Source organism: Archaeoglobus sulfaticallidus PM70-1 (assembly GCF_000385565.1).
Classification (GTDB): Archaea; Halobacteriota; Archaeoglobi; order Archaeoglobales; family Archaeoglobaceae; genus Archaeoglobus_A; species Archaeoglobus_A sulfaticallidus.
In genome coordinates this window covers 2,059,606-2,076,931 of sequence record NC_021169.1, presented here as the reverse complement: position 1 = coordinate 2,076,931, position 17,326 = coordinate 2,059,606, and the positions used below count along the sequence as shown (strand labels likewise).

Sequence of the window (17,326 nt, the reverse complement as noted above, 5' to 3'; positions counted from 1 at the left end):
CCGCCAAAGCGGTTATCGAGGGGCAAGTCTCCTCTGTGAAGCAGGAAGCCCCATGCGTGTGAGCGTGGGGTAGTTCACTCCGAAAATAGCTAGCACTTTGAAGAAGGGTTCTATCCTGCTCCTCATTTCAGCAAATTCTTCGTATCTATCAATGTTCTACAGTCTTTTTTATTATGTACTCGAAATCTTCAAGCAAAGTTGACAAAATCCTGTTGTACCCGAAATGGGACTTGTTAGCGATTCAGCGTGCGAGGAGAGAATCTCTCGGACTTTGACGGTGAGTAATTCACGCGGCCAACCGGCTGACTACCCCAAAGTTTAAATTTTATCTCTCAGAGTTTTAATCATGGCGGAAAAAATAACCGTTAGTATTATCAAGGCAGATGTCGGTGGCCTGCCGGGGCATGTTCTAGTTCCGGATGAGATTATCGAGGTTGCAAAGCAGAGTCTTGAGGAGGCAAAGCAGAGTGGTGATATCATAGATTACAGGGTTCTGAACGCTGGCGATGATCTCGATCTGATAATGACCCACAGAGAGGGAGTTGACAGCACCAAGATCCACAGGATCGCCTGGGAGACCTTTGAGAAGGCAACTGAAAAAGCGAAAGAGCTGAAGCTCTATGGCGCAGGACAGGATCTGCTGGCTGATGCTTTTTCAGGAAATGTGAGGGGAATGGGCCCCGGTGTTGCGGAAATGGAGTTTACAGAGAGGGAGTCTGAACCCGTTCTCGCGTTCCTCATGGACAAAACCGAGCCGGGAGCGTTCAATCTCCCGATATTCAGGATGTTTGCCGATCCTTTCAACACGGCCGGACTGGTTATTGATCCATCGATGCACAACGGCTTTGTTTTCGAGATATGGGATATATACGAGAGCAAGAGGGTTTTCATGAAAACGCCTGAGGAGATCTATGACATACTGGCGTTAATTGGAGGAAAGAGCAGGTTCGTGATAAAGAGGGTGTATCCGAAAGAGGGGAAGCTTCCAGCAGACGAGCCGGTTGCGGTGATAAGCACGGAGAAACTCTACAAGATTGCCGGGGAGTATGTTGGAAAGGATGATCCTGTAGCGCTTGTGAGGGCTCAGAGCGGATTGCCGGCAGTGGGAGAGGTTATCGAGGCTTTTGCTTTCCCGCATCTGGTTAGCGGATGGATGAGAGGTAGCCATAATGGTCCAATTATGCCCGTTCCATTCAGATACAGCAAATGCACGAGGTTCGATGGTCCACCTAGGGTTATCGCTGCAGGTTTCCAGCTTGCCAATGGCAAGCTTGTGGGTCCGGTAGATCTGTTCGACGATCCAGCATTCGACTACACAAGGCAGAAGGCGATGGAAGTGGCAGAATACATGAGGAGACACGGCCCGTTCGAGCCGCACAGACTGCCGAGCGAGGATATGGAATACACAACCCTGCCGGGAGTTTTGAAGAAACTCAAGGAAAGGTTTGAGGATGTGTGATTAGATAATTCAGCAAATTTTTAATACATCTCTTTTTTCCTTTCTTGCATGCTTAAAGATGTTCTCGGTAAAGAAGGCGAGAAAGTTTTTCTTCTTGGCAATGAAGCGATTGCGAGAGGAGCTATTGAAAGCGGAATCGATATAGTTTCCTGCTATCCCGGAACTCCATCATCCGAGATAACAGACACCCTCGCACAGGCATGCTCACATTTAAGGGGTAAAATGGATTATTTTGTTGAGTACTCTACAAACGAAAAGGTAGCATTTGAGACGGGTATCGGAGCATCTCTTGCTGGAAAAAGGGCTCTGGTTACGATGAAGCATGTGGGGCTGAATGTAGCAGCCGACTCCCTCTTCAGCTTCGCTTATGTAGGAGCCAGAGGTGGGTTTGTTGTTGTCACAGCAGATGATCCGACAATGCACAGCAGCCAGAACGAGCAGGATAACAGGTGGTATGGAAAATCTGCTAAATTGCCAGTGCTGGAACCTTCAGGCGTTAACGAGGCTAAAGAACTCGTCAAGGTGGCCTTTGATCTGTCTGAGAGGTTTGGACTGCCGATGATTTTCAGGACATACACGAGGCTCAGTCATTCGAGCGGGATAGTTGATCTTGGTGAAATTCCTGAGAAAAGGTTCGAGAAGGTTGGCTGGGAAAGAAGGCCGGAGACTGATGTTGTGCTGCCAGCTCATGCGAGAAAGCTGAAACTCGTTTTGCTGGAAAAGCTTGAGAAGATCGAGAATCATTTCGATAAGTTTGAGTTTAACTGGATTGAGGATGGGGATGGGGATACTGGAATAATTGCCTGCGGTCTGAGCTACAGCTATGTCAAGGAAGCGATTGAGAACCTCAGGAGCAAGAACGATTTTGATAGCCCTCCAGTACTGAAGCTGAGTTCGATGCATCCGGTTCCGGAAAAGCTTATAGAGAGGTTCACTGATGGTTTGAAGAAGGTGCTTGTGGTTGAGGAGGTTGACCCCTTCATCGAGATGCATGTTAAGGCTCTTGATGTGGAAGTTCTGGGAAAGCTCAGCGGAGATATGCCGATGAACTACGAGTACAATGTCCCTGTTGTTGAGATGGGCATAGCCAGGGTGTTCGGTCTGGAGCCATCGAGAGATTATGAGGCCATCATGAATCGAGAGCTTGCATCCATCGCCCCTCCAAGACCACCTGTTCTCTGCCCCGGCTGTCCTCACACAGCTACATTCTACGCGATAAAGAAGGCTGGAGGGGAAGTGCTTCCAAGCGACATCGGTTGCTACACCCTTGGCATAAACAAACCTCTCGAAGCTGTGGATACAACGATATGCATGGGAGCAAGTGCAGGGGTTGCGAACGGTCTGAGCTATTTCGTTGACGGAAAGATTGTAGCAACGATTGGCGACTCAACATTCTTCCATGCCGGAATGCCTCCTTTGGCTAATGCTGTTTACAACAACCTGAATTACACGCTCATCATAATGGACAACTCCACAACGGGCATGACGGGCCATCAGCCCCATCCCGGGACGGGCATAAGAGCCTGTGGAGAAGGCAGGAGAGTGAGCCTGGAGGATGTTGTTAAGGGGCTGGGAGTCGAGTTTGTGGAGGTTGTTAACTCCTACAATGTCAGGAAGCTCATTGAATCTATAAGGAGAGCAATCGAGCATGATGGTGTGGCTGTTGTCATCTCCCGCCATCCGTGTGCGATTCTGTGGACGAGGGAGAGAAAGAGGAAGGGCATTGAGGTAAGAGCTTTTGAGGTTGCGGAGAACTGCACTGTATGCATGAAGTGCATCACCGATTTTACCTGCCCGGCAATATTTGTTGATGATGGCAAGGTTGGAATAGATGCTGCATTATGTGTTGGCTGTGCAGTCTGTGCATCAATCTGTCCTGAAAAGGCGATAAAGCCAAAGGGGGTAGGAAGATGAATGCGAGACTCAACATACTCATAGTGGGAGTCGGAGGTCAGGGAGTTCTGACATCCTCGAACATAATCGCAAGGGCTGCGATGAGGAAGGGAATGAATGTGCTGACCTCAGAAACCCACGGAATGGCTCAGCGAGGGGGCAGTGTTGAGGTACATGTGAGGATTGGTGATGTACATTCTCCTCTGATCCCGTTTGGGTCTGCTGATATCGTAATAGCTCTGGAGCCCGTTGAGGCTTTGAGATACGCACATTACATGAACGAGAATACAATGATAATACTGAACAGCAGGAAGATAAAGCCAACGACAGTTAATGTTGGACTTGCGGAATATCCCGAAATTGAGGAGATTATCGAGAGGCTGAAGACAGTTACGGAGAAAATAAAGGTCGTGGATGCATCAGCAATAGCTGAGAAGGTTGCGAGGGTTCAGGCAACAAATGTTGTTGTGCTTGGCATGCTCGCGAAAGTCCTCGAGGGGAGATTCCTGACTCTGGAAGATCTGGAATATGGAGTCAGAGCGTTTCTGCCTGAGAGGCTGGTTGAAATCAACCTCAAAGCTTTAAAGGCTGGATATGAGTCTTTAAGCTAGGGGTCTTTAAGGTGGCCTACTCCCTCCATTAAAGAGGCTGTCCGACAATTACTGAAAATAATAATTCATCCCGTTTATTTTTAAATTGCAGGCCTGAGCGACCTCCTTTTGTTGTGTGATTGAATTGCTGGACAGCCTTTTTAGTGGGGTGGGTGCCAATCCGAGATTGTTACCCATGCCATTCACTGTCTAATAACCTCAAAAACTCAGAATAAACTTCAGCACTTAATCTGAACCCCTTCCTGATCATCTCTTCAACTTTGCTCTTTGCAGTTTTCTTATCGATTTTACCTTTCTTCAACATTAAAAAGACTAAATAAAGACTTCCATGAACTTTTATCCCCAAAATCTCCCCGATTTCCCTTGCTATGCTATCATCTATTATGGCTATTCCATCCTTTTCTCTTGCCAGCTCCAAAGCCTCAATCTCGCCCTTATGCAGTTCTTTCATGTCCCTTAACAGCCCTTCCACTTCAACATCTATGACTTTTATAACGCCTTTCTTTATCAAATCTTCCACTATAAAAGCATCGATATCTCCTCTCTCCTTTCCCTTAACAACGACTTCAAAGTAAACTGATTTCGGTATCAGTTTCTTTCCTTCAAGTTCTTCGAAAATCCAGCTGAGATTCACCTTGCTTAGGTAAATGAGAGGTGTTGAGTTGAAAACAATCACTTCATTGCCTCCTCGAAATCCCTCTTCAAATCTTCAACGGTTATGTTAAGCGACACGCCCTTTTCTTTAATCAATTCGAGCATGTCTCTTACCGATATCTCTGCAATCTCAGCAGCTTTAGCAAGAGAAACTTTTCTTTCAACGTAGAGCATTAAAGCAAATTTTTTGAGTTCCTCATTAATTCCTCTTTCTATGGCTTTTCTGACTATGGAAGATTTATCAGATTTTTCAAACTCCATAAGCTTCTTAATCTTCCTCTCCAGGTCTGGCGTTGCTCTAACAGAAATTACGGTCATGTTTACAACTTTGATTTTTGTTTACTTAAGCTTTTTGTTACTCAAACGAAACTTCAGTCTTCATCAAAGATTTCACTCCTGTAGCTGTTTCATCCTCTCGACATTCGCTTTATAGATTCTTGTTGGAACTGTGTAGTTGTAAGAACAGTGTATGAAGGGAAAGATGGATAAAAAAGATCGTAAGTTTGGAGCGTAGTAAGTGGTAAGCCATTGTCCGAATAGCTGCAGAAACACCTAATTTTGATTACCGATTTTTCAATCCTTTTGGTTGGCAATTCTCTTCGCCTCTCTTATCGCCTCAACAAAAATTTCCTCTTTCAACCTGAAGCCATGTCCTATCATCTTGCTCAGTATATCTAAAAACTCATCCAGGTCTATTTCTCCATTCTTTAAAGCCCTCAATAAAACGAAAATAGTTCCTCTGGGTTTTAAACCAAGCAATCTCGCAGCAGCTCTGGCAGAGGTTTCGTCAACCAAAACCTCTTTTACACCAAGCTTTTTGGCGAGTGAAAGGACAGCTTTCTCTCCAAAATGAATCTCTATTGGCACCTCTATCAGCTCTGTTTTCAAAACCTTAATCCAGCCCTCATGAATGGCTTTCTCAACTGCATAAGCATCGGTCATTTCCATCTGCTTTCCCTTATCGACAACCTCAATTTTAACCTCTTCGGGAATGATAACCTCGCCAAAAATCTTGAGCAAGTCCAATTTTCCTACTTTTGCAAGATAAATAAGAGGGGTTGCGTTGGAAACGATCATAGCCCTTCTAAATCCTCTTTTAGATCTTCAAGGGTGTATGGAACATGTATTTCTCTCTTCTTGACTTCGTTGACAACTTCCCAGAGTGATAAACCACATCTTTCAGCTACCTGCCATAAAGTTACTTTCCCATCTTCGTAATCTTTTAAACTTCTCTCAATCAGCCAGTCTCTCACAGCCTTTGATAGGAACCTCCTCATGACAGTAGACCTGTCCATTCCCTCCTTTGCTGCAATCTCATCAATAAGCTTTGCGAGTTCATCATCAACTCTCGTTGTTAGGGTTACTGGCATGTATTAAACTTATTCATTTTAATACTTAAGGCTTTTGTGTCTGGAATCTATGCTGGATTTTTAAATATACTGAACAAGAAATGCATAAGTTTTGGGTGCAAGGACAACAAAAATTTTCTCATTCAATGTAAACTATACCCACTTTTACTTATACTCACTTCCAGATTGTTCGCTTACGCTCGCAATTTCGCGTAACATTACATCCTCCGAATGGTTGAAATATGTCGGCGAAACCGTCAGCGAAACTTAAACCAGATTCAACCTGTATCTCTTCGCTATATCCAGTGCTCTCTGGATCTCCTCTCTGTTCAGCCTTCTTGAGATCTCTGGGTACTCGTATGCTCTGAAGGTTGGATAGTACTGGAACATCAGGTTGAACCTGGTGCCGGGCTTGAGTTCTTCAGCCACCCACCCTACAATCCTTTTCGTGCAGCACTCAATGTGTTCTGGCATCACAAGATGCCTGATCAGGAGTTCTCCATTGTTTTCAGCCCTCCTGAAGTTCCTCGTCACGACTCTCCAGTAGTTCTTAGCCTTGCTGTACTTTAAAGCACATCTATCATTCCCGTACTTGAAATCTCCAAGCCACACATCGACCACATCCTCTATGATCTCTGCAAGCTCCTCTGAATGGTACATGTTCGAGTTCCACACCACTGCTATGTTTGATTCAACATGCTGCAGAATTCTGAGAATCGTATGAGCGTGCTGATCTGGATTTCCGCCAACGAAGTTTACATTTCTGCTTCCCTGCCTGTACCTTCTGTCTATTGATCTGGCAAGCTCAATTTCATCCACCGGATAGTTATCGCTGTAAACTATGTCGAAGTTCTGACAGAAGACGCATCTGAATGTGCACCTGTTGAAGAAGATGGTGTGGGATGGGATAAGTTCAGGCTCCTCTCCCATGTGGAGAAACTCGGAGGTGTAGTAGCTTTTAACCCCACACTTGCAGTAGCCCAGTTTCTCATACCTGTTGACACCACATCTCTTCTCGCAGAAGTTGCACTCTTTGAGCATTTCCTCAAGGATTTTGATCTTTAGCCACAGGAAGCTGCGCTGTGGTGTTTTCTCCGGCATTTCTGGAATTTTTGGCATATCAATGCTGTCTATTAGCTCCTTAAACTCCCTCTTTACCTCTGAATGCACCTTTAGCAACTCCTTTAACGATAGATCGCTTTCAAGGTAGCTGGAAACATCGATCCTTTTCACAATCTGAAATTTTGCCGTCCTTCTTCCAGAATTTATCTGCTCGTATCTTTCAAGGCTCACAGAATTCTGTTGTGTTTATTACTTTAAATAGATTAGCCTGTTTATCAGCAGTTCCTTAAAACAGCAACGGATCAGATAGAATTCGTACAAACTAACTCATAAAAAAATAATTTTTGGTAGGTTGGTTAGACACAACCCGTTGGTTTTGGCAAACCAGCAATTCTGCAAGCATCCTTAGCTGGGCCCTGTGGGAAGAGCTTGTACAGGTACTTGAGATTTCCTTTTTCGGGACCAAATGCCTTTTTGACCTCTTTTACAAGGATTCTTATCGGGGGAGCGACACCATATTTCTCATAATAACTCCTGAGAAATCTGATAATCTCCCAATGCTCGTCGGTAAGCTCGACCTTGGCCCCAGTCCATCTGTCGTCTGCAGCAAGGGCTTTGGCTACATCTTCATCCCACTCTTCCCAGTCCTGAAGGAATCCATCTTCATCAAGCAAAAGCTTTCTTCCCTTAACTTCGATTTCAGGCATACACTAATCACCCCCTTTGTTGTTACTCTGCTTGGCTCTTCGAATAAATAATTTACGGTATTTCAATTAAATTTTTCGCTCGAATTATGATTTAAAATTTCGATGATTTAAATTATTTTGATTTTATTCTGAATTCATCGATCGATCAAAGGTCTAAAAGGCTGTATGTGCTATACTAAATAGTTTTTCGTCTTTTCAACCATCGTTCTCTTCGCCAGGCAGGATTGTTAATCTAAAACATTGAATATTAATATCATAATTAATTATTTTTATTTCTAAAATTTGAATAAAAAATTCATAAACCAAAAACTTAATATTCTAAGGAATAAAATCCTGTCCAGAACAACAGTTCCACACATTTCATTGAGTTTAGAAGGGGGGAAGTCTGAGCATGGGGGTGCTTATTTCCAGTTTGAATACCATTGCGTTCAGGAAAAGCTGTTTTTATGGACTCGCACTCCCATGTTCAAAACTCAAGGAGGTAGATAGAAAATGATTACAAGGAGAAGGTTTTTGATAATGGCTGGATCAGCGATTACAGCGTTAACAGCGACTCAGGTAGAGAAGGTTCTGGCAGCATTCACGTCTCCACCGATCAACAGAAAGGACATCAAATGGGGCATGGTTATCGACCTCAAAAAGTTCAACGAGCTACCACAGGCAAAGAGAAGGAGAGTCTATCAGATCTGCAAGGAAATTCATAATGTTCCGGAGATGCCAAATCCAAAGGACAGGGTGGAATGGATCTGGCCGGCAACTTTCGAGCAGGCATTCCCGAACCTCAAGGATGAGTATTTGGAGGAACATCTCAAATGGCTGGAAGTCCCAATACTCTGCAATCACTGTGAGAACGCACCATGTGTGAAAGTCTGTCCGACAAACGCGACATGGCAGAGGGATGATGGGATAGTAACGATGGACTACCACAGATGCATTGGCTGCAGATACTGTATGGCTGCCTGCCCGTATGGCATGAGATCGTTCAACTGGAAGGATCCGAGACCGTTCATTAAGAAGCTGAACACTGAGTACGAAACGAGAACAAAGGGTGTGGTGGAGAAGTGCACCTTCTGTGTTAGAAGGCTGGAAAGTGGGAAGGAGCCAGCATGTGTTGAAGCCTCAGAAGGAGCCTTCATTTTCGGAAACCTCAACGCTCTGGAGTCTGAGGTATCAAAGATACTCAGAGAGAACTTCTACATCAGAAGGAAGGCAGACCTTGGGACAGAGCCGAAGGTTTATTATCTGATTTGAGGTGGTCACATGATCGAGTATGCGATTAGAGGAGGAAGATATTACTGGACATGGATTGCAATTTTGTTAGCGATAGTAGCTGTTGGCGGTGCTAGCTACTATTATCAGTATCAGAATGGTTTGACCGTAACAGGGATGAGCAAGGAGGTTTCATGGGGGCTTTACATTGCCAACTTCACATTCCTCGTCGGAGTTGCGGCATCAGCAGTCATAGTTGTTCTCCCAGCCTACCTCTACGACTACAAGAAGTTCAAGAATCTGACATCGATCGGAGAGTTCCTTGGAGCTTCGGCGGTTATAATGTGTATCCTGTTTATCCTGGTCGATCTCGGTAGGCCTGACAGAGTTATGAATGTTGTACTGAATCCAAGGCCGAACTCCGTGATGCTCTACGACTTCATCGTGCTTTCCGGCTACTTCCTGCTGAACATCGTGATTGCCTGGAGTGTTCTCGCAGCCAAGGAGAAGAATAAGGGATATGCCACATGGCTCAAAATTCTGATTTACATCGCAATTCCGTGGGCTATAAGCATCCATACCGTTACTGCGTTTCTGTACGGTGGTCTCGTTGGAAGACCGTTCTGGAACACAGCACTCATGGCACCCAGATTCCTTGCAGGGGCTTTCGCTTCAGGACCTTCGCTACTCATAGTTGCAGGACTGGTGATAAGGAAGTTCACGAAGTTCGATCCTGGCATGGATGCTCTGAAGAAGATAGCGGAAATAGCAGCATTCGCGATGGTGGCCAACCTGTTCATGATTGGAGTTGAGCTCTTCACGACCTACTACTCAGGCCATCCACACCACCTCGAGCACTTCAACTACCTGTTCTTCGGACTTCAGGAGGATGGGCATGTTTACAACAAACTCGTTCCATGGATATGGACATCCCTCGCTCTTGGTGTGATATCAGTCCTCATGCTGATATATCCAAAGACAAGGACAACCCCGAAGTATCTCGCCGCAGCCTGTGTCATGATTTTCGCCTCAGTATGGATCGACAAGGGTATGGGTCTGATCATTCCCGGCTACATACCATCCCAGTGGGGTATTGTGAGAGAGTACTGGCCATCCCTTGTTGAGTCGCTGATCGCACTTGGAATCTGGGCTCTTGGTATGCTCGTGTTTACACTTCTTGCCAAGGTTGCAATAGGGGTCACACTCGAAACCAGCCCGCCTGAGGAGGAAGTGGAAGAAGAAGAGGAAGTGGAGGAAGAGGTTGAGGTCGTTGAGGAGGTTGTTGAGGAGAAAGAATACAAGTGTGAACTCTGCGATGCCGTGTTCAGAAATCTGGATGAGTGCTGTGAGCATGCAGAGAAGGAGCACAAGATCTCGAAAGCATCATGTGATATGGCCTGCGCGGAGGTGGAAGAATGAGCCTTATTGGAACGGTTGTTGGTGTTTACATTCCTTATATCGCAGCTTTCATTTTCGTTGTTGGAGTGCTGTACAGGGTCTTCCAGTGGTCGAGGAGTGCTGTACCGTTTAACATAACAACCACCTGCGGTCAGCAGTACTCTCTGCCATGGCTGAAGAGGACATGGATCGATAGGTTTGACAGTCCGTTCACATGGTGGGAGACAGTTATCAGAATGCTGATGGAGATATTCCTGTTCAGAAGTCTGTGGAAGAACGTCAGGTATGAGCTACCAGCACAGAAAGCAGTGAGCACGAAGTGGTTGTGGGTTTTCGGGCTTGTATTCCACTGGTCATTGCTCATAGTGCTGATCAGACACTTCAGGTTCTTCCTCGAGCCAGTACCCTGGTTTGTTTCCACACTCATGAAGCTGGATGGCTTCTTTGAGGTGCATATGGACTGGTTCCAGCCTCACATGACCCACATACTGATAACCGGATTAACCCTGCTGGTAGCTCTGCTGTACTTGCTTTACAGAAGGCTCGCGTTCCCGAAGGAGAGAACGTTCTCCCTTCCATCGGACTACATCGCACTTATTCTGCTGCTCGGTGTTGCCACAACTGGCCTGCTGATGAGGTATGTGTATCCGGTGGATGTCAGTGAGGTTAAGGCCCTCGCACAGGGCTTGCTGTCGTTCCACCCACCGGCAAACCCGGATCTGGATCTGATGTTCATGCTGCACTTGCTGTTCGTGTCCACGCTGCTTGCGTACTTCCCGTTCAGCAAGCTGATGCACTCTGCCGGGATATTCTTCAGCCCAACGAGGAACATGCCGAACAACTGCAGAGCCAAGAGACACGTCAACCCGTGGAACTATCCTGTTAAGGGCGTTGACTGGAATGAGTTCTATGAGAACTTCAAGGACGATCTCGACGAGATAGAGCAGATGGGATTTGTTGTTAGACCAGAGGAATATTGAGGAGGTGCAGAAATGAGCGATACTGAAGTTAAATTTGAAGATATGGAAAAGTTCGAGATAGTTCAGAGATTCTCCAACTGGAAAGAGCTTCTGAAACCATCGGCTGAAATGAGGAAGGGCTTTTACAGTTATGCTGCAAGTCTGAAGGATCAGGAGTATCTCAACCTGCCCTTCCCGAGGGAGTGGAGTCCTCTTGATGATGACTGGAAGCTTCCTCCGAACTGGAAGGAGATAATAATTAACAAGATGGATGAGCTCAGGAAGAAATACAGATCATTCCAGGTTTTCATGGATATTTGCGTCAGATGTGGTGCCTGTGCTGACAAGTGCCACTACTACATCGGCACAGGTGATCCGAAGAACATGCCGGTGGTTAGAGCCGAGCTACTCAGATCGATCTACAGAAAATACTTCACGAAAACCGGAAAGGTGTTTGGAGAGTATGCTGGAGCTAGGGAGCTCACGGAGGATGTGATCAAGGAGTGGTACATCTACTACTTCCAGTGCTCTGAGTGCAGAAGGTGTTCTGTTTTCTGCCCGTATGGTATTGATACAGCAGAGATAACGATGCTCGCAAGAGAACTCCTGAACTCGATAGGCATAAGCCAGAGGTTCACGCTCACATCTGCTGCAGCCTGTGTCAGGACAGGAAACCACCTCGGACTGAATCCGGGAGGTGTTGTCAACTCGATACAGTACGCGGTTGATGATATAAAGGAGATAACAGGCATTGATGTTGAGGTTCCCGTGAACAAGAAGGGCGCTGATATCCTATTTGTCACACCATCCGGAGACTACTTTGCCCAGCCACACTGGTTCACCTTCATAGGCTACCTGATGATATTCCATGAGCTTGACTTGGACTACACGATGAGCACATATGCCGCAGAAGGAGGAAACTTCGGATTCTTCCACTCCTTTGAGGTTGCAAAGAAGATCAACCAGAAGATCTACAAGGAGGCAAAGAGGCTTGGAGTCAAGTGGATCCTCGGTGGAGAATGCGGTCACATGTGGAGAGTTAAGCATCAGTACATGGCAACATTCGTTGATGATACATATGAAGATGCCCTCAAATCATTGGAAGAGCCCGTAAACCCGATAACAGGCACGAAATTCGAGAACGCTTCAAGCACGAAGATGGTTCACATACTCGAATTCTTGGCTGACATACTCAAGCACAAGAAGCTGAAGATAGATAAGAGCAGAAACGATCACCTCAGAGTTACACACCACGACTCATGCAACATAGCGAGAGGTATGGGTCTCTTTGAGGAGCCGAGGTATGTGATAAAGTCCGTGTGCAACTACTATTACGACATGCCAGATCATTCTATAAGGGAGAAGAGCTATTGCTGTGGAAGTGGAGCAGGATTGCTGGCTGATGAGCTCTTTGAGCTTAGAATGCGTGGTGGAATGCCGAGAGCTATGGCCGTGAAGTATGTGCATGAGAGGTATGGTGTGAACCATGTAACGGCTGCGTGTGCCATCGACAGAGCAGCGATACCAACCCTGCTGCAGTACTGGAAACTCCCAGTCCAGATGGGTGGAGTTACCGAGCTCGTTGCCAATGCGATGATCATGAGTGGTGAAAAGGAGAGGGATACGGACCTCAGAGGTAACCCGCTTGGTGAGTATCTGGAGGTGGAGGTATGAGCAAGGTTCCATTGATTGCCGTGCTTGTGATCTTCGTAGGGTTTTTCTTCTTCCCTTATTTCTACAATGTGACAGTGGGCAAGCTCGGAAGCGGAGTTCCAGATCTTCAGCCTCCTAAGGGAGAACACTGCATAGAGGACGAGGAATGGATGTCCGAGAATCATATGGTGCTTCTCAAGGAGTGGAGGGATGCAGCGCTGAGGCACGGCATAAGAGAATATGTCAGTGAAACATACGGTGATAAGTACTACATCTCAACCTACACATGCTTCGAGTGCCACCAGAGCAAGGCGGAATTCTGCGATAAGTGCCACGAGTATGTTGGCGTAAAGCCGAACTGCTGGGACTGCCACATAACTCCTGAACTGCTCCAGGAGCACAACAAATAATTTTTTAAATTTTTATTGTTTTGGTCCTCGGTTCTCAGCTTGAGTTGGTTTCAGGCAATCAGTTTTTGTGAAAGTTTGTGCAGCTAGTTAACGACTAAACAACCATCCTAGGAAGAAAAATCAGCAAAAAATCCAAATAAAAATAAAGGAAAATTTACTCGCAGGCATCTACTGTTATTGAGCCCGTTGGGCAAACCTCAACACAAGAACAGCACTCAGAGCAGTCATCCATGTTCACAGGCTCAGATTTTCCATCATCGTCGAACTCATAAACGCTCTCAGGGCATACGGAAATGCACTCTCCGCATCCATCACAAGTCTCCTTATCTACAACTATATTTGCCATTAATATCACCTCCTGAACAGAGATTTCGATCATTTTCGAGGTATTTAACTTTTTTGTTATAATAATTTATGCATTTTTATAAATAACATTGAGCAGACAAATACTGGGCTTTTTTGAGACAAATCGAAAGATTAATTAGATTCATTTGATCTCAGATCAAATATGTCTGATTTAATGCTCGTTGTGCTTGGAAATACCGAAGTTGCAACCATTCCCGGGATCTCTGTTGCTGGAGCATCTCCAGAGCTGACGAAGTTTACACCACCGGCGGATATAGAGTATGTGCTGTGCGGAAAGCCCCTGATAATAGATGCGATCCCCGTAACACCTGAAGGACATCCAACTCCGGCAATAATAACAAAAGCCTGCTATGAACTGGCTGACTTCCCGATAGTTGCTGTTAGAGGTGGATCCATACTCTCACCAAAAGTGCCTTTCGTACAGATCACCGATGAGCATGGGAGGGACTTCAGGAGAGAGAGTGCCGTGCCGAATGTTGAAGAGATAGTGAAGAACGCGAGGATGTTTGGCCAAGAATTGAGAAAGTTTGTGGATGAGCTTGTTATTGGGGAGAGCACTCCTGGGGGGACAACCACAGCCCAGGCGGTTTTGTGGGCTTTAGGATACCGGGCAAAAACAAGCTCAGCCTCACCATCAAACCCCCATCAGCTCAAGGAGGAGGTTATAAAGGAGGGGTTCAGGAGGATAGATGCTGACATTGGTTGTTTTGCTGATGAGCCATACAAGGCATTGCAGGAATTTGGAGATCCAATGCTGGCAACAGTCGCTGGTATCTGCCTTGGATTTGATAAAAGCGTTGTTCTGGCTGGAGGAAGTCAGATGCTTGCAGTTTCAGCATTTCTTAAGGCTGCTGGAGAGAATCTGTCGAGGTTCAGGATAGCCACCACGAAATATGTGGTTAATGATAGCTCATCAACCTTCAGGGAGACGGCAGAGGAAATAGGAATCGAGTTCTGGACAGCAATGCTGGATTTCAGCAGTTCTGCATACAAGGGACTGCAGGATTATGAGAGGGGATATGTTAAAGAGGGAGTTGGAGCTGGGGGAGCGGTTTATCTGGCAGCCAAGAATGGTTTCTCGGAGGATGATGTTGCGAGGAAGGTGGATGAGCTTTATGCTTTGCTGAAAAAGGGTGAGAGTTAGCCCATAACTTCAATCAAATTTTTTATCAGCAAGTCGTTCTCCTCTGGCAGCCTGATCGAGAACCTTATGTGACCATCAAGTCCGAACGAACTGCAGTCTCTGACATAAATTCCCTTAGATTTCAAAAACTCAACAGCACCCGGCATGTACATCAGAAAGAAATTCGCATCGCCTTTCACACCAAGCTTGGACTCGAATTTTCTTTTTTCTCTCCAGATTTTTGGCATTGATTGCTTGAGAAAGCTGAATTTATCTTCTATCAGTTTTTCGAGGAAAGCATATCCGACAGAGCCTATGCTCCATGGCATCCTGTACTCTTTAACTTCCTCGAAGTTAATAACATACCCAACCCTTATTCCGGGCAAACCGTAACTCTTCGTGAAGGTTCTGATCTTGACAACGTTCTCCGAGTCAACGGATCTGTATCCTTCAACAAAGTCCATGAAAGCCTCATCCAGAAACATTATCGAGCGGGAATCTTCAACCGCATCAACCAGTGGCTTCAATTCCTTCGGTGAGTAGTATCTTCCGGTTGGGTTGTTTGGATTACAGAAGAATATGGCAGAACTGCTCGATAGCCTGTCACCAATACTTTCTAGATTGGATAGTGGAACTTCAACAACCCTGCAACCGAAAAATCTCGCTATCCTCTCATATTCAGAGTATGTGGGCTTCGGGATTACCACACTCTCGAGTTCCCTCAGAAAGTGTATACCTATCAGGTAGATTGCCTCAGTCGCTCCTGCAGTAACCGAGACATCATTCTTTACGAGCTCAGATAGCTTTTGCTCAAGATGTTCCCAGTAAACGTATCTGGATGATAGCTTTTCAGCCCTCTCGAATACATCATCAATCCACTCTGGCTTGTACGGATTGATGGATATCGAGAAGTCGATGGCATCCTCTGGTGTTCTTCCCCCATGCATGCCAAGAATTAAAAAAGAGGCTATAAAATTTTTACATCCCGTACGGTCTTTTCAAGCAGAAGCTTAAGACAAAGTGAGAACTTTACGGAATAAACTACATTGAAGTCGATGAAGCCTAACACGTCTCAAACCTGTTCAGTCTGCGGAGATGTAAACAAAAGCAACAGAAAGCACAGAGACCTCTACATCTGCGGAAGGTGTGGTGGTGTATTAAATGCTGGGTGTTAATGGTGCTCTAACTATTCTGAAAAAAGTAGCTGGGGGTCTGTCGTAAGACGGATACTCAGTAGTGGTGGTGTGAACCCCGCCAGTGAGGATAAGGCTCGTGCCTTTGCACGGGAAAACTCCTCACGAAGCCCCGTCGTAAGGGCGGGGGTAGTTCACTAAACCATTTGTCTGAAGCAAAGTATTTTAAGCAAGGGAAATATAACTTAGAATATGAAAGTCAAGGCAATATATGAGAATGGAGTTCTTAAGCTCATGAAAAAACTGGATTTGCCAGAAAAAACCGAGGTCTCGGTAATAATCAAAGGAAGTTTTAGTAAATTGCTTGATGAATTGGGAGAAATAGAGGCCAAAGAGGACGTAAATACGGTTTTGGAGGAAATGAGAGTCAAGAGCTACTATGAATAGTGTCGTATTTGACACATCTGTTATAGTAAAGAGCATTTTTAAACCGATGAAATCATTATCCAATGAAATTTATAAAAGGGAGTTAGAGACACACAAAAAATGCAGGGAAATTATCAGAATGTTGGAAGAGGTAGATGCAGATGTGGATGTTTACATCCCAAAGATTTGTATCGTCGAGACTGCTGCAGTTACGAAAAGACTTTCCGGCAGAGATCTTGCGATGAAAATCTCTAAAGCTATTCTCGATTCCTACGAGGTTGTCGATGAAGCTGTTTTATTTAACTCTGCATGGAAAATTGCTATAGATACCGGATGCTCAGGTTTTGATTCATATTTTATAGCGTTAGCCAGGATAAAAAATGCTGTATTGATTACAGACGATGCTGGAATGCACTCTCATGCAAAAGAGGTTGAAGTTAACTCGGTTTTGGTTAGAGAAACTGACATCAAGAAGATTGAAAGCATTATTAAGAAAAGCTAGTAATGGGGATTTAGTATTTGAACCGAAAACAGATTTGAGAAGATATTTAGAGGAGATTTTTGATGAATTCAGTGAATCTTTCAACTTTCGCTCTATAATTTTCGGGAGTGTCTCAAAAATTATTCATATGCTGTTTGAAGAAAAATGAGAAACCAATCTGTATGTCAGCGTTTACATCTCTAAGAAAAGAAAATCGATTCCATCTCGATGCTTGTGAATCTACATTTCTCTTACTTATAAGCACAACCTCGTAAATTGGCCTAAAATCACCTAATCGAACTCTATATCTGTCTTTCTGGCCTTAAGTCAAACTTCCTGAATGGAACTAGGTTTTGACATACATATCTTGAGTTCTGATAACTTTACTCTATGGACTTTTGGCAGCTCTTTGATTTCCTTTGCAACCTTTGGA

General features: G+C 45.1%; 20 protein-coding genes. 12 read left to right on the top strand and 8 right to left on the bottom strand.

Annotated elements, in window-relative coordinates; genetic code table 11:
* Positions 1–346: 346 nt before the first annotated feature.
* From fbp to iorB, 3 genes are read left to right on the top strand one after another with little or no spacing between them, the layout of a single operon-like run.
* Positions 347–1,459, top strand: a complete 1,113-nt coding sequence (gene fbp, locus ASULF_RS11235; RefSeq protein ID WP_015591848.1) for a fructose-1,6-bisphosphate aldolase/phosphatase — start codon at positions 347–349, stop codon at positions 1,457–1,459.
* A 48-nt stretch (positions 1,460–1,507) separates the two neighbouring features.
* The gene (gene iorA / locus ASULF_RS11230) at positions 1,508–3,373 is read left to right on the top strand and encodes an indolepyruvate ferredoxin oxidoreductase subunit alpha (protein WP_015591847.1); all 1,866 of its coding nucleotides are present in this window, start codon (positions 1,508–1,510) and stop codon (positions 3,371–3,373) included.
* On the top strand, positions 3,370–3,963 hold the full coding sequence (gene iorB / locus ASULF_RS11225; RefSeq protein WP_015591846.1) for an indolepyruvate ferredoxin oxidoreductase subunit beta: 594 nt from the start codon (positions 3,370–3,372) through the stop codon (positions 3,961–3,963). Before iorA ends, iorB begins: the two co-directional genes overlap by 4 nt.
* 169 nt (positions 3,964–4,132) lie before the next feature.
* Here the strand turns inward: iorB and ASULF_RS11220 are convergent, their stop codons facing one another.
* The 6 genes from ASULF_RS11220 to ASULF_RS11195 all read right to left on the bottom strand — a co-directional run bounded on the left by ASULF_RS11220 (position 4,133) and on the right by ASULF_RS11195 (position 7,735).
* Positions 4,133–4,639, bottom strand: coding sequence for a DUF3368 domain-containing protein (locus ASULF_RS11220; RefSeq protein WP_015591845.1), 507 nt, complete (start codon positions 4,637–4,639; stop codon positions 4,133–4,135).
* Entirely contained in the window at positions 4,636–4,935 is a 300-nt protein-coding gene (locus ASULF_RS11215; protein WP_015591844.1) for a UPF0175 family protein, read from the bottom strand. Before ASULF_RS11215 ends, ASULF_RS11220 begins: the two co-directional genes overlap by 4 nt.
* Positions 4,936–5,190: 255 nt before the next feature.
* Complete coding sequence (locus tag ASULF_RS11210) at positions 5,191–5,694, bottom strand: DUF3368 domain-containing protein (protein ID WP_015591843.1); 504 nt, start codon at positions 5,692–5,694, stop codon at positions 5,191–5,193.
* Complete coding sequence (locus tag ASULF_RS11205) at positions 5,691–5,987, bottom strand: UPF0175 family protein (RefSeq protein WP_015591842.1); 297 nt, start codon at positions 5,985–5,987, stop codon at positions 5,691–5,693. Before ASULF_RS11205 ends, ASULF_RS11210 begins: the two co-directional genes overlap by 4 nt.
* Before the next feature lie 246 nt (positions 5,988–6,233).
* Positions 6,234–7,259 carry a radical SAM protein gene (locus tag ASULF_RS11200; RefSeq protein ID WP_015591841.1) on the bottom strand — a complete coding sequence of 342 codons (1,026 nt, stop codon included), beginning with the start codon at positions 7,257–7,259 and terminating at the stop codon, positions 6,234–6,236.
* Between the two features lie 125 nt (positions 7,260–7,384).
* On the bottom strand, positions 7,385–7,735 hold the full coding sequence (locus ASULF_RS11195) for a TusE/DsrC/DsvC family sulfur relay protein (protein ID WP_015591840.1): 351 nt from the start codon (positions 7,733–7,735) through the stop codon (positions 7,385–7,387).
* A gap of 492 nt (positions 7,736–8,227) precedes the next feature.
* Here ASULF_RS11195 and dsrO point away from each other — a divergent pair, with 492 nt between their 5' ends.
* Genes dsrO through dsrJ form a run of 5 tightly spaced genes read left to right on the top strand, consistent with a single transcriptional unit; the run spans position 8,228 to position 13,364 of the window.
* Entirely contained in the window at positions 8,228–8,986 is a 759-nt protein-coding gene (gene dsrO / locus ASULF_RS11190; RefSeq protein ID WP_015591839.1) for a sulfate reduction electron transfer complex DsrMKJOP subunit DsrO, read from the top strand.
* A gap of 9 nt (positions 8,987–8,995) precedes the next feature.
* Positions 8,996–10,363, top strand: coding sequence for a sulfate reduction electron transfer complex DsrMKJOP subunit DsrP (gene dsrP / locus ASULF_RS11185; RefSeq protein ID WP_015591838.1), 1,368 nt, complete (start codon positions 8,996–8,998; stop codon positions 10,361–10,363).
* Positions 10,360–11,322: a sulfate reduction electron transfer complex DsrMKJOP subunit DsrM gene (gene dsrM / locus ASULF_RS11180; RefSeq protein ID WP_015591837.1), complete on the top strand. Its 963-nt coding sequence runs from the start codon at positions 10,360–10,362 to the stop codon at positions 11,320–11,322. The genes dsrP and dsrM overlap by 4 nt, the downstream gene beginning before the upstream one ends.
* 12 nt (positions 11,323–11,334) lie before the next feature.
* A complete protein-coding gene (dsrK, locus tag ASULF_RS11175; RefSeq protein WP_015591836.1) occupies positions 11,335–12,975 on the top strand; it encodes a sulfate reduction electron transfer complex DsrMKJOP subunit DsrK in 1,641 nt (546 codons plus the stop codon).
* A complete protein-coding gene (dsrJ, locus tag ASULF_RS11170; protein ID WP_015591835.1) occupies positions 12,972–13,364 on the top strand; it encodes a sulfate reduction electron transfer complex DsrMKJOP subunit DsrJ in 393 nt (130 codons plus the stop codon). The genes dsrK and dsrJ overlap by 4 nt, the downstream gene beginning before the upstream one ends.
* 154 nt (positions 13,365–13,518) lie before the next feature.
* Here dsrJ and ASULF_RS11165 read toward each other — a convergent pair whose 3' ends face one another.
* A complete protein-coding gene (locus tag ASULF_RS11165; protein WP_330217180.1) occupies positions 13,519–13,743 on the bottom strand; it encodes an ATP-binding protein in 225 nt (74 codons plus the stop codon).
* 129 nt (positions 13,744–13,872) lie between these two features.
* Here ASULF_RS11165 and cobT point away from each other — a divergent pair, with 129 nt between their 5' ends.
* Complete coding sequence (gene cobT, locus ASULF_RS11160; protein WP_015591833.1) at positions 13,873–14,874, top strand: nicotinate mononucleotide-dependent phosphoribosyltransferase CobT; 1,002 nt, start codon at positions 13,873–13,875, stop codon at positions 14,872–14,874.
* Here cobT and ASULF_RS11155 read toward each other — a convergent pair.
* A complete protein-coding gene (locus ASULF_RS11155) occupies positions 14,871–15,800 on the bottom strand; it encodes an aminotransferase class I/II-fold pyridoxal phosphate-dependent enzyme (RefSeq protein WP_015591832.1) in 930 nt (309 codons plus the stop codon). The genes cobT and ASULF_RS11155 overlap by 4 nt on opposite strands.
* Before the next feature lie 108 nt (positions 15,801–15,908).
* On the opposite strand from ASULF_RS11155, the gene ASULF_RS12475 reads away from it, so the two are divergent.
* The 3 genes from ASULF_RS12475 (at position 15,909) to ASULF_RS11145 (ending at position 16,914) form a co-directional block, all read left to right on the top strand.
* Positions 15,909–16,028, top strand: coding sequence for a zinc ribbon domain-containing protein (locus ASULF_RS12475; protein ID WP_081623027.1), 120 nt, complete (start codon positions 15,909–15,911; stop codon positions 16,026–16,028).
* A gap of 210 nt (positions 16,029–16,238) precedes the next feature.
* On the top strand, positions 16,239–16,433 hold the full coding sequence (locus ASULF_RS11150) for an antitoxin family protein (RefSeq protein ID WP_015591831.1): 195 nt from the start codon (positions 16,239–16,241) through the stop codon (positions 16,431–16,433).
* Positions 16,426–16,914 (top strand): type II toxin-antitoxin system VapC family toxin, encoded by a 489-nt coding sequence (locus ASULF_RS11145; RefSeq protein WP_015591830.1) that lies wholly within the window; start codon positions 16,426–16,428, stop codon positions 16,912–16,914. The genes ASULF_RS11150 and ASULF_RS11145 overlap by 8 nt, the downstream gene beginning before the upstream one ends.
* Positions 16,915–17,326: the final 412 nt, after the last annotated feature.

Coding starts and splice junctions, on each gene's coding strand:
- fbp (WP_015591848.1), top strand. CDS start 347: ATGGCGGAAAAAATAACCGTTAGTATTATCAAGGCAGATGTCGGTGGC.
- iorA (WP_015591847.1), top strand. CDS start 1,508: ATGCTTAAAGATGTTCTCGGTAAAGAAGGCGAGAAAGTTTTTCTTCTT.
- iorB (WP_015591846.1), top strand. CDS start 3,370: ATGAATGCGAGACTCAACATACTCATAGTGGGAGTCGGAGGTCAGGGA.
- ASULF_RS11215 (WP_015591844.1), bottom strand. CDS start 4,935: ATGACCGTAATTTCTGTTAGAGCAACGCCAGACCTGGAGAGGAAGATT.
- ASULF_RS11210 (WP_015591843.1), bottom strand. CDS start 5,694: ATGATCGTTTCCAACGCAACCCCTCTTATTTATCTTGCAAAAGTAGGA.
- ASULF_RS11205 (WP_015591842.1), bottom strand. CDS start 5,987: ATGCCAGTAACCCTAACAACGAGAGTTGATGATGAACTCGCAAAGCTT.
- ASULF_RS11195 (WP_015591840.1), bottom strand. CDS start 7,735: ATGCCTGAAATCGAAGTTAAGGGAAGAAAGCTTTTGCTTGATGAAGAT.
- dsrO (WP_015591839.1), top strand. CDS start 8,228: ATGATTACAAGGAGAAGGTTTTTGATAATGGCTGGATCAGCGATTACA.
- dsrP (WP_015591838.1), top strand. CDS start 8,996: ATGATCGAGTATGCGATTAGAGGAGGAAGATATTACTGGACATGGATT.
- dsrM (WP_015591837.1), top strand. CDS start 10,360: ATGAGCCTTATTGGAACGGTTGTTGGTGTTTACATTCCTTATATCGCA.
- dsrK (WP_015591836.1), top strand. CDS start 11,335: ATGAGCGATACTGAAGTTAAATTTGAAGATATGGAAAAGTTCGAGATA.
- dsrJ (WP_015591835.1), top strand. CDS start 12,972: ATGAGCAAGGTTCCATTGATTGCCGTGCTTGTGATCTTCGTAGGGTTT.
- ASULF_RS11165 (WP_330217180.1), bottom strand. CDS start 13,743: ATGATCGAAATCTCTGTTCAGGAGGTGATATTAATGGCAAATATAGTT.
- cobT (WP_015591833.1), top strand. CDS start 13,873: ATGTCTGATTTAATGCTCGTTGTGCTTGGAAATACCGAAGTTGCAACC.
- ASULF_RS11155 (WP_015591832.1), bottom strand. CDS start 15,800: ATGCATGGGGGAAGAACACCAGAGGATGCCATCGACTTCTCGATATCC.
- ASULF_RS12475 (WP_081623027.1), top strand. CDS start 15,909: ATGAAGCCTAACACGTCTCAAACCTGTTCAGTCTGCGGAGATGTAAAC.
- ASULF_RS11150 (WP_015591831.1), top strand. CDS start 16,239: ATGAAAGTCAAGGCAATATATGAGAATGGAGTTCTTAAGCTCATGAAA.
- ASULF_RS11145 (WP_015591830.1), top strand. CDS start 16,426: ATGAATAGTGTCGTATTTGACACATCTGTTATAGTAAAGAGCATTTTT.